This is a genomic window from Propionispira arboris (assembly GCF_900109225.1).
Taxonomy (GTDB): domain Bacteria; phylum Bacillota; class Negativicutes; order Selenomonadales; family Selenomonadaceae; genus Propionispira; species Propionispira arboris.
This window is the reverse complement of sequence record NZ_FNZK01000022.1, coordinates 1-12,670: the sequence shown is the minus strand read 5'-3', so window position 1 is coordinate 12,670 and position 12,670 is coordinate 1. Positions and strand designations below refer to the sequence as shown.

Annotated in this window: 14 protein-coding genes; 7 read left to right on the top strand and 7 right to left on the bottom strand. The window is 38.1% G+C overall.

Features of this window, described 5'->3' with window-relative positions; all coding sequences use genetic code 11:
* Nucleotides 1-213: 213 nt before the first annotated feature.
* Complete coding sequence (locus tag BMY14_RS17490; protein ID WP_091834699.1) at nucleotides 214-939, top strand: SAM-dependent methyltransferase; 726 nt, start codon at nucleotides 214-216, stop codon at nucleotides 937-939.
* Between the two features lie 143 nt (nucleotides 940-1,082).
* Here BMY14_RS17490 and BMY14_RS17485 read toward each other — a convergent pair whose 3' ends face one another.
* Nucleotides 1,083-1,721 (bottom strand): TetR/AcrR family transcriptional regulator, encoded by a 639-nt coding sequence (locus BMY14_RS17485; RefSeq protein WP_091834697.1) that lies wholly within the window; start codon nucleotides 1,719-1,721, stop codon nucleotides 1,083-1,085.
* A 193-nt stretch (nucleotides 1,722-1,914) separates the two neighbouring features.
* Here BMY14_RS17485 and BMY14_RS17480 point away from each other — a divergent pair, with 193 nt between their 5' ends.
* Nucleotides 1,915-2,955: an aldo/keto reductase gene (locus BMY14_RS17480; protein ID WP_091834695.1), complete on the top strand. Its 1,041-nt coding sequence runs from the start codon at nucleotides 1,915-1,917 to the stop codon at nucleotides 2,953-2,955.
* 45 nt (nucleotides 2,956-3,000) lie between these two features.
* Here the strand turns inward: BMY14_RS17480 and BMY14_RS21080 are convergent, their stop codons facing one another.
* From BMY14_RS21080 to BMY14_RS17465, 3 genes are all read right to left on the bottom strand, one after another.
* The gene (locus BMY14_RS21080; RefSeq protein WP_281246467.1) at nucleotides 3,001-3,135 is read right to left on the bottom strand and encodes a hypothetical protein; all 135 of its coding nucleotides are present in this window, start codon (nucleotides 3,133-3,135) and stop codon (nucleotides 3,001-3,003) included.
* 160 nt (nucleotides 3,136-3,295) lie between these two features.
* Nucleotides 3,296-5,290, bottom strand: coding sequence for an oxidoreductase (locus BMY14_RS17470; RefSeq protein WP_091834692.1), 1,995 nt, complete (start codon nucleotides 5,288-5,290; stop codon nucleotides 3,296-3,298).
* A 317-nt stretch (nucleotides 5,291-5,607) separates the two neighbouring features.
* Nucleotides 5,608-5,982, bottom strand: a complete 375-nt coding sequence (locus BMY14_RS17465; RefSeq protein ID WP_091834689.1) for a MerR family transcriptional regulator — start codon at nucleotides 5,980-5,982, stop codon at nucleotides 5,608-5,610.
* Between the two features lie 248 nt (nucleotides 5,983-6,230).
* Between BMY14_RS17465 and BMY14_RS17460 the strand changes: the two genes are divergently transcribed.
* Nucleotides 6,231-7,397, top strand: a complete 1,167-nt coding sequence (locus BMY14_RS17460) for an iron-containing alcohol dehydrogenase (protein WP_091834687.1) — start codon at nucleotides 6,231-6,233, stop codon at nucleotides 7,395-7,397.
* Between the two features lie 456 nt (nucleotides 7,398-7,853).
* Here the strand turns inward: BMY14_RS17460 and BMY14_RS17455 are convergent, their stop codons facing one another.
* Together BMY14_RS17455 and BMY14_RS17450 are read right to left on the bottom strand one after the other, a co-directional pair.
* Complete coding sequence (locus BMY14_RS17455; RefSeq protein WP_091834685.1) at nucleotides 7,854-9,041, bottom strand: arabinose transporter; 1,188 nt, start codon at nucleotides 9,039-9,041, stop codon at nucleotides 7,854-7,856.
* 347 nt (nucleotides 9,042-9,388) lie between these two features.
* Nucleotides 9,389-9,838 (bottom strand): hypothetical protein, encoded by a 450-nt coding sequence (locus BMY14_RS17450; RefSeq protein ID WP_091834683.1) that lies wholly within the window; start codon nucleotides 9,836-9,838, stop codon nucleotides 9,389-9,391.
* 149 nt (nucleotides 9,839-9,987) lie between these two features.
* On the opposite strand from BMY14_RS17450, the gene BMY14_RS17445 reads away from it, so the two are divergent.
* From BMY14_RS17445 to BMY14_RS17430, 4 genes are all read left to right on the top strand, one after another.
* Nucleotides 9,988-10,209 carry a DUF6966 domain-containing protein gene (locus BMY14_RS17445; protein WP_091834682.1) on the top strand — a complete coding sequence of 74 codons (222 nt, stop codon included), beginning with the start codon at nucleotides 9,988-9,990 and terminating at the stop codon, nucleotides 10,207-10,209.
* A 50-nt stretch (nucleotides 10,210-10,259) separates the two neighbouring features.
* Nucleotides 10,260-10,883, top strand: coding sequence for a DUF3885 domain-containing protein (locus tag BMY14_RS17440; protein WP_091834681.1), 624 nt, complete (start codon nucleotides 10,260-10,262; stop codon nucleotides 10,881-10,883).
* Between the two features lie 324 nt (nucleotides 10,884-11,207).
* Nucleotides 11,208-11,591 carry a DUF4279 domain-containing protein gene (locus tag BMY14_RS17435; protein WP_091834680.1) on the top strand — a complete coding sequence of 128 codons (384 nt, stop codon included), beginning with the start codon at nucleotides 11,208-11,210 and terminating at the stop codon, nucleotides 11,589-11,591.
* Nucleotides 11,592-11,725: 134 nt separating this feature from the next.
* On the top strand, nucleotides 11,726-12,241 hold the full coding sequence (locus BMY14_RS17430; protein WP_091834678.1) for a hypothetical protein: 516 nt from the start codon (nucleotides 11,726-11,728) through the stop codon (nucleotides 12,239-12,241).
* Nucleotides 12,242-12,401: 160 nt separating this feature from the next.
* On the opposite strand, the gene BMY14_RS17425 is transcribed toward BMY14_RS17430, so the two are convergent.
* Nucleotides 12,402-12,670: ATP-binding protein (locus BMY14_RS17425; RefSeq protein ID WP_177177586.1), on the bottom strand; the 269-nt coding region annotated here is incomplete at its 5' end.

The following is a 12,670-nucleotide window of genomic DNA, read 5'->3' as shown; positions in this document are numbered from 1 at the left end:
TAGGAACGTGCCATGTAATGTAACTGATTTTACGGGGAATTGTTAAGCGTTAGAATCTTTAAATGCAGTTTTATATGAAAAGTGAGAACGACATGGTGATTTTGCCGTGTCGCTTTTTTGTTTCTGAAATATCTTACAGGGTGCATTGTCATAATACAACTCCTATAATTGATTTATAGCAGTAAGATAAAAGATTATTGGAGGAAGAATAGTATGTACACATTTACAAATCAATTTATTTCCAGTCAGAATAACATGGAATTTTTGAAAGCTTCCATGATGGGGCCTAATGCCATGCGAGTAGCAGAGGAATTAGCGTCCTACCTAAACATCAATGAGAATATGCGTATACTGGACCTCGGTTGTGGGTGTGGTCTTTCCACGCTCTTGCTGACACAAAAATACGGCGCAAAAGTTTTTGCCGCCGACTTGTGGATTTCACCGACTGAAAACTATGAGCGTTTCAAAGCGATCGGGATTGACGATAAAGCCGTTCCGATTTCAGTAGACGCGACCAAAGGGTTGCCTTTCGCAAACGGATATTTTGACCTGCTGTTTACCGTGGATGCTTACCATTATTTCGGTGATACAGAAGAAATGCTCCCGTCACTTATTCCTTTTGTGAAAAAGGGCGGCTATATCGCCGTGGCTATTCCCGGATTAAAATACGAATTTGGGAAAAATGTTCCCGATGATATGCAGCCGTTTTGGAATAGCGAGATGGAAAGAACCCTGCACTCTCTTGCTTGGTGGAAAGATTTGTGGCAGAGAACTGAGGGCATTGAAATGGTGGACAGTCGTGAAATGGCTTGCTGCAGACAGGCCTGGGAAGAATGGCAAACAGGGGATCATCCCATTGTCGCAGAGGACATCAAAATGATGAAGGCTGAGGGTGGAAAGTATTTTAATCTTGTTCAGTTGATTGCTAAAGTCCTTTGAATGGCGTGCTTAGGTTATATATATACACTCCTAACCATATAACAGTCTTTGACACTACGTTATGCCTAATATTGATCACAATGAATTTTATTAAACATTATCTATTATATTCTTTTATAATGCAATAGATTAAAGCAAGGATATTAAATAGGATGAGTCAAGTTCTCGCTAGTTTGTTCTACTGCAGGTAAATGATGTGAAATACATGGTGTTGTCCGAATAAATCTAGTTAGGAGCAGTGCAATCTCAGCAGGAGGAAGAGATCTATCCATCATAAACCAGTGCTGGATCAAACCGAACTGAGCACTACCCAGATAAGCTATAACATAACTAGCAGGCTGAACGGACCAATAAGATCTCGGATGATCCTCTTTCAGATTTTCATATAAACGGGTTCCAACTAAGAACTGTAGCCGATCTCTTAATTCGGTGGGAGCGGACGAATGGAATAATGCTTTAAAAAAATAAGAATGATGATTCATATACTCAAAAGCTTCGGTGATTGAAGGATAAGGTGATTCCTCATACGTCTGCTGCATTAGTTCATTTAACTGAATTGGCTTGAAAATATCCAGCAGCCCACGCATCAATGCGGTCTGCTCAATCAGATCAAAAATATCTTTATAATGCAGATAAAAAGTACCACGGTTAATTCCAGCTACCTGTGTTAAAGCCTTAACGTTTAATTCTTTAATCCCTTTCTTGCTAAGTATATCTAGTAGGGCCTGCTCAATTAGCTTACGACTGCGGATCACACGTAGATCGGTTTTTTCAGTTATCATATTTGTATTTCCTCCAGGTTTCAAGAATGTGAGTTAATCAACAATATTAGGATTGTGTATTTTATGGGACACTCTACCTTTAGTGATGATTGTATTAGTAAGTTATTCTTATTATAATTAATTAAGAAATAATAATCAACATGTGTTCATAAAAGGACACGAGGTCAAGAAATAATTGGAGGAAGCAAATTATATGAACTATCGAAATTTAGCACACACAGGTGTACAGGTTAGTCAATATGCCTTAGGTGGAGGAATGTTTGGGTCACTGACAACAAAAGAGGACAGCATACAAATGATTCATGAGGCTATAAATGCTGGAATTAATCTGATAGATACCTCTAGTCGGTATGCAGATGGAGAATCTGAACAAATCATTGGTCAAGCGATTAAAGGCAGACGAGATGATGTTATTCTTGCTACCAAATTTGGAGCTGAACCTAACAACAAGTTAAATCAAAATGGATCTTCACGTCGCTGGGTACGGCAAGTGGTAGAGAAAAGCCTGAAAAGACTACAGACGGACTATATTGATCTCTATCAGCTGCATCATCCCTTTTCAGACACTTCATTTCAGGAAACATTGGGCGTGCTGACCGATCTGGTTCAGGAGGGTAAGGTTCGTTATATTGGTACCTCTAACCACCAAGCATGGCAAATAATTGAAGCACAAGCGGTGAGTGAGCGTCATCATCTGCAGAGGTTTGTCAGTGAACAATCGCCGTACTCACTTATCAATCGCAGTATTGAGCAAGACATTACAGAAGTGGCACGGCGCTATGATCTGGCGATATTGACTTATGGACCGCTGGCAGGGGGACTGTTGACGGGCAAATATACGGCCGGTCATGCAGCAGATAGTCATTCGCGGGCTGTATTTTTAAAAGGAGCAGTTGGCCTTACACTTAATCCAGAACTGCCGGAAAATAAGCATAAATTTGATATAATCCTGCAGTTGCAACAAGTTGCCGATCAGGCGGGTATAACACTTGCACATATGGCTGTAGCATTTATTCAAAATCATCCAGCTATAACGTCAACGATTCTGGGACCACGTACGCCAGAGCAGTTACGTCAGTACATTGCTGGAGTAGACCTGCGACTCAGCTCAGATTTATTGGATATTATTGATACAATCGTGCCTCCAGGCAAAAGAATTGACGACAAAGAACAAACCTGGACACCGGAATGGTTGGATTCTTCCCGTCGGAAACGAACCAATGAAATCTTATGAGCCTTTTTTGAAGCAGTTTCTAAGTGAAAATAGAACATATAACTATTAAAACAAGTGACTCGTTGTCATAATAGCTATCACTTTTCGCATCTTTTCCCTTAGATTCATATCACCATCACGCAGACACCAATCAAATACCACACCACGGCCAACCAGGAAAAGCATATTGGTTAGCTCCATTGAAGACATCGTAATATAGTAAGAACTGCTTGGGGCTTTTTACAATTAGCCTAATTATATATAATTCAAATTTCATTTTCAATAAATAAAAGAATAGCAGCACACAAATATCCCCTGATAAGCAAAAGATCTTATCAGGGGATATTTAAATTATAAGGGGTTACATTCTTGAGGCTACTTCAAAGGCATCCCAAATGGCATACATGATATTTGAAACTTTACGGGCATCACCAATTACATGAATATCGGAAAATTCATACTTAAGTTCATTATAAAGAGAATTTTCAGAGCTATACCCAACAGCTAGGATTACGCTGTCACAAGGGCGTTCTTCTGTTTGGTTGTTGACTTCCAACAAGACACCCTTGTCTGTAGTTTTTATGATTTTAGCGGATGTTAGTACTTCCACGCCTTTAAAGGGAACCAATCTTTTCAGCATTTCCGAGTTAGCATGGCACAGTGGACCATTTATTGCCAGCAACTTATTTTGTACTTCTACGATTGTAACCTTTTTCCCTTGATCAGCCAGCCAAAGAGCTAGCTCGCAGCCAACAAGTCCGCCACCAACAATTACGACCTTGTTGCCAGCATCCACATTTTTCAGCAACACTTGGGCAGCAGAGTAAACTTTACTATTATCGCCAAGGTTAAACATTTTTGGTTTGGAGCCTGTGGCAATAATTAGCCCATCTATTTGATTTTTACGGATCAATTCAGCGGTAGCTTTGGTATTGAGGTGAACTTCCACATTGAGTTCTTTTAACGTAGTTTCATACCAAGCGATTAAAGCATGGTCGTCTTCTTTAAAATCCGGCACACCGCCTGGGATCAAATTGCCGCCTAAACGCCCGGTGCTTTCATAAATTACGGGTGTATGTCCGCGAAGGGCTAAAACTCTGGCTGCTTCACAACCTGTTACTCCACCACCTATAATCAGTACCTTTTTGCTTTTCAGTGCCGGCATAAGTTCCGTTTCTCTTTCCCGGCAAGCTCTAGGATTGACCGCACAGTTTAAGGAAGAAAACTCCTGAATACGTCCAATGCAGCCTTCTTGACAGGACAAGCATGGTCTAATATTAGCTATTTTTCCGCTACGCAACTTGTTTACATAGCTTTCATCAGCTAGTAGGGGACGCCCAAGACTTACCATATCACAAGCGCCATCCTCTACCGCACCTAATGCTAAATCAGGATTATCCATGCGCCCGGCACAGATAATAGGCACATCGACTACGTCCTTTATAATCTTAGCATAAGGAATATAAAGACCCTTTGCCTGGTACATCGGCGGGTGACTCCACCACCAGGAATCATAGGAGCCTACATCGATATCAAGGGCATCATAACCAAACGCTGCTAGAAGCTTGGCTACTTCAATTCCCTCAGGGATGTCTCTGCCTTTTTCTTCAAATTCTTCCCCCGGAAGCGCTCCGTCACGCCAATCTTTGATAAAGCTCTTAGGACTGTAACGCATCGTTACCGGAAAATCTGCTCCACAGGTTTTTTTGATTTCTTCGACGATCTCTTTGGCAAAACGCAGGCGATTTTCTAAAGAACCGCCGTATTCATCCGTACGCTGATTGAAAAAAGCAATGGCAAACTGATCGATTAAGTATCCTTCATGTACAGCATGAATTTGGACACCGTCAAAGCCAGCTCTTTTGGCATTGTAAGCGCCTTCGCCGAATTTATGTACAATCTGTCTAATTTCATCAACAGCTAGTTCTCTGCAGGCTTTATCAAGCCAGCGGTGAGGAATAGGAGATGGTGCAACCGGAGGATGATCACCTAAATTTGTAGGAATGGTTACCCTGCCAAATCCGCCACTTAGTTGAAGAAAGACTTTGCCGTCATAGGCATGGATACGTTCCGTCATTTCTCTGGCGGTACGGATAAAATGAACAGGATTATGAGTAGAGCAAGGAACATGACAGACATCGTGTTCTTCGATTACGTTATCAACAAAGGTAACGCCTGTAATAACAAGGCCTACTCCGCCACGTGCCCGCGCCGTATAATATTCGACGCCACGCTGATTAAAGCCGCCTTCCGAGTCTGCGAGGCCCAAAGGGCCCATTGGAGCCATGGCAAAACGGTTCTTAATTTTGATGGAACCTATTTTTACTGGTTCGAATAACTTTTGGTATTTTTGCACTGTATACTCCCCCTATTTAATTGAATGCATTCAGTGAGATGAGTTAATGTTATAATAATATAATTATTCTGTCAATTAAGGGTTTTGCAAGTGGAATCCATAATTATAGTAATTTAAAACAAAGGGACAGGTGTGCTGCTAGTAGTAGCTAGTGCTCTATTAGAAACTGGTTGATTGGTGACTAATTTTGAGGCAGTCTATTACATGTCATTGGTGCCACATCCATCAAAGTAACATTTTATATTTGAACAATAAGTGCTATTATTGTATCCATCATTAAGACCGAACAATAATTATATGGAGTAAACCAACCTGGATTATGGGAATTTAACTGTCTTTTCCATTACATCATATAATGCTAGCTTATAGTTGATTCTTTCCAGATGCTTTAGAATCTGCGTCAGTTGTTCCTCTGCTTTCGTTTTATGCTCCAGCATCATCTGTTTGCGCTCCGAGATTGTACTATCCCCTTGTTTAAATAATTCCGCATACCTTTTGATTTCGGAAAGAGGCATGCCTGTTTCGCGCAAAGATATAATAAAGTATATCCACTCGAAATTTTGTTCGTCGTATATTCGATTGCCATTTTTATTACGCTCTACAAAAGGCAATACGCCTTCCTTTTCATAAAAACGTAAAGTATACTCGGAAACACCTGTTTCTTTTGCAAATTGCTTGATGGAAATTGCCATTGATTCATCTCCTAATCGAAAGGATATCTTAGAGTGACTCTATGTAGATATTATCATAAAATGAATCTTCCAACAAGAATATATGCGATAAACTTGGATTTGTAAGTACGAATTATATATATCAGTTGCTATGATATATATAATTCGTGGGGATTTTTTGTTTTTGTTTTTTTACTAAAAAAAGATGCTTGACTTAGAGCTTCTATAACGGTTTATCCTTATATATATAAAGAAAGGGAGTGCTTATTATGTTAAATTTTAATTTTTACAATCCAACGCGCATTTTATTTGGTAAGGACATGCTTAACAACATTGATCAACTTATTCCAGCCGACGCAAATGTTTTAATTACATATGGAGGCGAAAGTGCAAAAAAATACGGGACGCTGGAAAAAGTAAAAACCGCACTGGGAAACAGAAGAATTCATTACTTTGGAGGTATAGAGCCAAATCCTCATTATGAAACCCTGTTAAAAGCCGTAGAGGCAGTGCGCCATAACCGCATTGATTTTTTACTTGCTATCGGCGGCGGTTCTGTCATTGACGGAACAAAATTCATTGCTCTTGCCGCTTCATACGAAGGAGAACCACTTGATCTTTTGCATTACGGTTTTACGCCCATTGGCCCGGATACTATAAAAACAGCGATTCCACTTGGTACCGTACTGACACTACCCGCTACCGGTTCAGAAATGAACTGCGGTGGTGTAATTAGTTACGGACAAGGTAAATACCCAGTTTTCAGTGAATTAGTCTTTCCTCGTTTCTCGGTATTGGATCCAAATCTCACCTTTACACTACCCAAGATCCAAGTAGCAAACGGCGTAATTGATGCCTTTGTACATACGACGGAGCAATATCTCACATATCCTGTAGATGGCAGAATTCAGGATCGTATATCGGAAGGTATCCTGCAAACATTGATCGAAATAGGTGAAAACACAATCGCCGAACCGGAAAATTATGATGCGCGTGCCAACCTGGTCTGGAGCGCAACACTGGCACTCAACGGATTAATCTGTGCAGGTGTTCCGCAGGACTGGGCAACTCATATGATTGGACATGAATTGACCAGCTTATACGGCATTGATCACGGGCAAACATTAGCCATCCTATTACCGTCATTGCTGGAAATCCGCCGTGAGCAAAAACATGCTAAACTTCTACAATATGCCGAACGTGTTTGGAACATAACGGAAGGAAGCGAAGCTGTTCGAATAAATTCAGCGATACAAAAAACGCGTGAATTCTTTGAAAGCCTAGGTGTAAAAACACGGCTGTCCGACTATAATATTAGCAAAGATCAACTACTGGTTATCATTAAACAGTTAAAGGCGCATGGCATGACCGCACTCTCAGAAACCCAAGATCTTTCGCTGGATGTGAGCCGTAAAATTTTAGAGAATGCGCTATAGAAAAGAGCAAAAAATGCAAAAAAAGCTGTGATTGTGGGTTCGCTTTTTTCAACCGAAACAGTAGTAATTGGTTAATGTGTAACGGGAAGAAAGTCACTTTTAAGCTACTTAAAAGACAAAAAAACAACACCTAACTCAAATATAGAGGTATTATAAGTTTTTATTAGTGGAATGGGCACAAGTACCTTTGGGGTGTCTGGGGCTTACAGATAATAATCTTGTTGATGCCAATATAAATAGACATTAGGCAAATGATTGTCTAATGTCTATTTTTTGATTCAATTATGCAGATTGGAATGTCATGGAAGTACATTGATAAAGACTCGAAACCATACAACGTATGGGATCAGAGCCTGAAAAATGTGATTTTTAATGCCATGTACGGGAAGAAATGTTCAATTGCCGTATTCTCGGACGAAAATCAACGCAAGAGTCAAAGCAACAATACCGAGAATGCTAATTCGCGGTACTGTTGCTTGGCAAATTGTTGATGCGCATTGAACGAACTATAATAATACCAACGACTCCAGCAATAAAACCGAAAAGAAAGGTTGAAGAATAGCTAAATTTATCGGCAAGAAGGCCTGCAATCGGTGCAGAAAAGGCATAAGCAATATCCTGAAACATTGAGAATCCTCCGAAAGCGGTGCCGCGCTGTTCAGGGCTAACCATCTTTATAACTTCTACACCCATAGCCGGGTATATCATTGAACAGCCGAGACCGGTAAGTAGAGCACCAATCAATGCAAGACTATAATGAGGTGCAAGCCAGAGTAAACTTTGCCCAACCGTTTCAACTACAAGCGAAACGAGAGCGACTTTTACTCCTCCAATTTTATCGGGTAGAGCACCGAAAAGAATCCGGCTTATCACAAATCCGATTCCGAATAACGAAAGACCGACACCGGCATATGGCCATCCTTGATCTTTAAAATAAAGCGAGATAAACGCTCCGAGAACCGCAAAACCGACTCCTTGAAGCATAACGGCAAATCCTTGTTTCCAGATTGTTCCCAAAAGATTGAGAAACGATTTTTTCGCTTCGGTAGTTTTATGAGGAACAACTTCAGGAGAGGTGAGAAACATGATAACGCCGAGAATTGGCACAATGGATGACGCTAGCATGACCGAACTAAAACCGAAATACTTATAGAGTGTAAGTCCCACAGGACCGCCTAATGCAAATGTACCGTACATTGCCATCCCCAAAATCGAGAGTATCTTTCCTGACTGGCTAGGGCCGAGGCGTGAGAAATGCCAACTTAGAAGCCCGACGGTTGCCATACTTTCTCCTATGCCGAGCAGGAGCCGTCCTGCGATAAGAATTGCGAATGCGATTGAGGCACTCATTCCACTTGTATCGGCAGCCATGCAAACAAGTGCAGCAGCCATGTAGAAGAAAAAACCGAGCATAAAGCATTTTTTGCTACTTTTCGCATCAGCAAAATTTCCCGCGTGCTTTCTGGAAAGAATCGTTGCAACGAAGGAGACACCGACAGCGGCTCCCCCTAACCAGTTAGGAAGTTTGAGCTCTTCTGTTACGAATACAGAAACAACAGGAAGTGCCATCGCGACGGATAAATAGGTGAGGAAAATTGCAAAACCAAGTTTTGCGAGACTTTGCTTTAATGATACTTGAGACATATGACCCCCTTAGACTATAAACCACCTAGTAAAATGGTACAAAAAAAACGCACCATCTGCCACATGGCAAACAGTGCGTTGGCTTACGTGAACGCTTACGTTATTAAATATGATATAAATTATAGTTCTTTTCTTGCAAAAAAGCAATCATTTTTTACATACAGCTGTTTTGCAATCGAATATTAAAAAAAACCGTTCAAAGCTTTCAACTATGTTGATAATATCTATAAAATAACACATCAGGCAAAGCAGTGGAAGTGGTCAATAATTTGTATGCTCAGCAGCGAACTGCCGATATGAGCGCTACTGCTTTTCAGTACATGACACCGATACTGCTACTTGGGCCGTTAAGGATAAACTTGCTTGCAACGAACATGTACATTTCCATCCCAGCGCGCAAAATTTTCTCTTAATTTAGCTGGCAATATTTCAATGATATGAGATGGAATTTCTGAGGTCTCTTTTATTTTTAATCTTTTCTCATTTTCGTAGATACTTAGAAAGTCCCAGTATACGATAAAGATATCGTAAGATTTTTCAGATATAAAGTCCATCCATCCGTCAACAATTAAATTATCATTTGTATCAAATAGTTTTATTCCAGAAAAACAGTCAACTGAACCATCTAAATAGTTTGCACAACGGCCTTCAATACAACTATCAGACCAATCAAAAAGTAGCTCGTTATTATCTATACCGTATTTTGTTAAATCATTTATTAGTTGTGTTTCAACTTCTTTTCTCAAACGTTTTCCCATAGAAATGGACAACCCATAATTAGAATAGTTCGGTTTCATTTTTGCCCCCATATACTTAGACTTTATTTATATTATAATACATTTAGTAAAAATCAGCATTTGCGTGCTGATTTTTATATTTGCAGGATTAATATGCAGTTTTGTTTAATATTGGAATTAGGAATGGGAATGATTCGGAGGTAATTAAAATGAACTTTAACAGAAATGATATTGAAATACATTATTGTCAATCGTTACGTGCTTTGAAATTTATTTTTGAGCAAACAGAAGTGCATTATTGGGCAAAATGGATTGAGAAAGATTTAGATGAATGTGAAAATGAAAAGTCTGTTCATCATCATATTTCTGCTTACGGTGGAATGGGGTCATTAAGTGATTTGATTATTTGTACCCAAAATGGACATTTATAATGTTTTTATAGGTTCGGAAGTAAGCGTAATTCTTTAATAAGAGAAATCAAATGAAAGATAATTTGTTTAAATATATAGATGAGAATTTTCCTAACTTACATAATGAAATTAATATAAGATATGAACTAGGTGAACCTTTTAAAAATGGTTCTGAGGAGAGAATCAATCAAGTAATGACAAGAGTGATTTCAATATTTGAAGATTTATTTGATGCGGAAGATGATATATATATTTATATTCAGGATTGGGATATAATAAATGACCCAATGTTTGGTAATACAACACCAAACTATATATATCGTTTGCTTGCAAACCATGTTCTTGAGGAAAAGGTTTTGTACAAAGTTGATGAAGATATTGATGAAATGGGTAACACAGTACAAATTACGCAAGAATACAATGTCAGGTTATTGTATGAACGTTTAGGAGGAATTCCGTATAAAGAAATACTTAAAGGTATGGCACATTATGAACAAGGACGGGAACCATCAATCAGCCAAGCTGTTTATTTCATTAATCTTGAGAAAGACATTTTATTTCATATGTACGATGATAGAGGCTGTATTGTTTATTCGAATTCATCGGATAAATTAGCTTATATGTATCATAAATATAATAACTGGATAGTCAATTATTGGCGCGATTCTATCGATAGTATATTTAATGGCAAATAACTCAGATTTGTAGACTGGAGCTTTAATCACAAATAATTTTCTCTAAATTGTTGTGGAAAGAAGAGATATGATGGATATTAGTAGATTAAAAGAAATTGCTATTAATGAAGTATTAAATCCAACATTTGAATTAACTAAACAATATTTGCAAGCGAATGAATGATGCTTTTCTAACAATATCCCTCAGATTGATGATGTTGAAATAGACAGAGATGCAAACACAGCGGCTGTTTACTTTCCGATAAAAAAAGAAAATTTCTATTTTGTAATTTATGTTGAAAACCTAGAAGTAAATTGGATGGGTATGTCAGCAGGAAATAGAGTTTGCTTATTTGCTTGTTCAGAAATTCTTGTACTGAAGAATTAGTTGGTTATTTAGGGTTTGAGCCAACTGAAAGATGGAATATAAACGATAAAACAAAGTTTGGTGGAAAAAGGAAGAAAAGCGGAATTATATATCAACCTATAGAAAAAAAGACTGGAGAAGTAGAAGATAAGCTAACCAATTTATTAAATAGATTGTTACCCTATAAAGAAGAGATTAGCAAGCTTTCAGATGTTGCATCTGTTGAAATACAGGTTACATATTATGGATATAAAGATGAGATGTGGGGTTTTCATTTTGATAAGAAAATCATTAAGAAATTATCCGATTTAGGATTAGATATTGACATTGATTTATATGCAGGTGGCAATGACCTCGAATAAATGGTAAAACTGAATCATGAAAAGAAGATATGGATGTGAGATGCAATATTGATACATCAAAAATGGCATCTGGAAATTAATGGGGTGTATATTGCTTGCATCTAAAATATATGAATAATACGAGGTATTAAAAAATGGGGTTATTTGATGAAAAAGACAATAATAGAGATTTTGGTTTTATTGAAGAATTTGAATTTCATTATTCAATCAAGAAACATGGTTGGACAGAGTGTGAAGTAGTTTGTAATAATATTGCAATAGAATTTCTGATTACTCATGTTTTTTCAGACCCAACTTACGATTTGATTGATGGATTAATTAAGTTGGTTAATAGAGAAAATGAAATAAAAATAATTTGGTATGAGGAACCAGGAAGTATTTTATGGATAATAAATAGAAACTCTAAAGAACATCATAAATTGAACATTAATTTGAAACAATTGAAAAATTACTATAAAGCAAAAGAAGAGGATATATTTTTGGAATATAGTTTTGAAATATATGAGGATTATTTTATAAAAACGATATATTGCCAATTATTAAAGGAATTTCTTTTATCAAGAAATAAGGGATATTCAAGAGATAGAAATTGTAAAGGGTTTATAGAGAGATTTAGAGAATTACATAAAATGTTAAATTATAAAGTATGAAGAAACATTAATAATTTCCAGGTTTGATTATTCCAAAGATAAATATGCTGGATTCAATGTAAAGAAAACATATTCAGTATTTAAGGAAAAGCCTGTATTTTGCAAGTGAAAATTCCTCACTTTTGCAAAAGTTTTTCCTCACCTATATGGGTGGGGAATTTTATCCATCTTGCCGCATAAGCGAATCGCGCATGCGGTTGCTAGGGCCATCGTAAAGCAAGAGATAACTATGGTGTACCAGCCGATCAATTATGGCTGCGGTCATTTGTTCATCATAAAAAATACTCACCCAGCGGCTGAACTCAAGATTGGTTGTCAAAACAACGTTCCTGCGCTCATAGCTGTCGGAAATAACTTGAAACAGCAATTGTGCAGCTTCTCTGTCCAATGGCACATAACCCCATTCATCACAGATTAACAAATCAAACT

Bases quoted from the DNA above. Each gene is read 5' to 3' on its own strand.
- BMY14_RS17455 (WP_091834685.1), bottom strand. From the start codon at position 9,041: ATGTCTCAAGTATCATTAAAGCAAAGTCTCGCAAAACTTGGTTTTGCA.
- BMY14_RS17460 (WP_091834687.1), top strand. From the start codon at position 6,231: ATGTTAAATTTTAATTTTTACAATCCAACGCGCATTTTATTTGGTAAG.
- BMY14_RS17490 (WP_091834699.1), top strand. From the start codon at position 214: ATGTACACATTTACAAATCAATTTATTTCCAGTCAGAATAACATGGAA.
- BMY14_RS17465 (WP_091834689.1), bottom strand. From the start codon at position 5,982: ATGGCAATTTCCATCAAGCAATTTGCAAAAGAAACAGGTGTTTCCGAG.
- BMY14_RS17440 (WP_091834681.1), top strand. From the start codon at position 10,260: ATGAAAGATAATTTGTTTAAATATATAGATGAGAATTTTCCTAACTTA.
- BMY14_RS21080 (WP_281246467.1), bottom strand. From the start codon at position 3,135: ATGGAGCTAACCAATATGCTTTTCCTGGTTGGCCGTGGTGTGGTATTT.
- BMY14_RS17450 (WP_091834683.1), bottom strand. From the start codon at position 9,838: ATGAAACCGAACTATTCTAATTATGGGTTGTCCATTTCTATGGGAAAA.
- BMY14_RS17445 (WP_091834682.1), top strand. From the start codon at position 9,988: ATGAACTTTAACAGAAATGATATTGAAATACATTATTGTCAATCGTTA.
- BMY14_RS17480 (WP_091834695.1), top strand. From the start codon at position 1,915: ATGAACTATCGAAATTTAGCACACACAGGTGTACAGGTTAGTCAATAT.
- BMY14_RS17430 (WP_091834678.1), top strand. From the start codon at position 11,726: ATGGGGTTATTTGATGAAAAAGACAATAATAGAGATTTTGGTTTTATT.
- BMY14_RS17485 (WP_091834697.1), bottom strand. From the start codon at position 1,721: ATGATAACTGAAAAAACCGATCTACGTGTGATCCGCAGTCGTAAGCTA.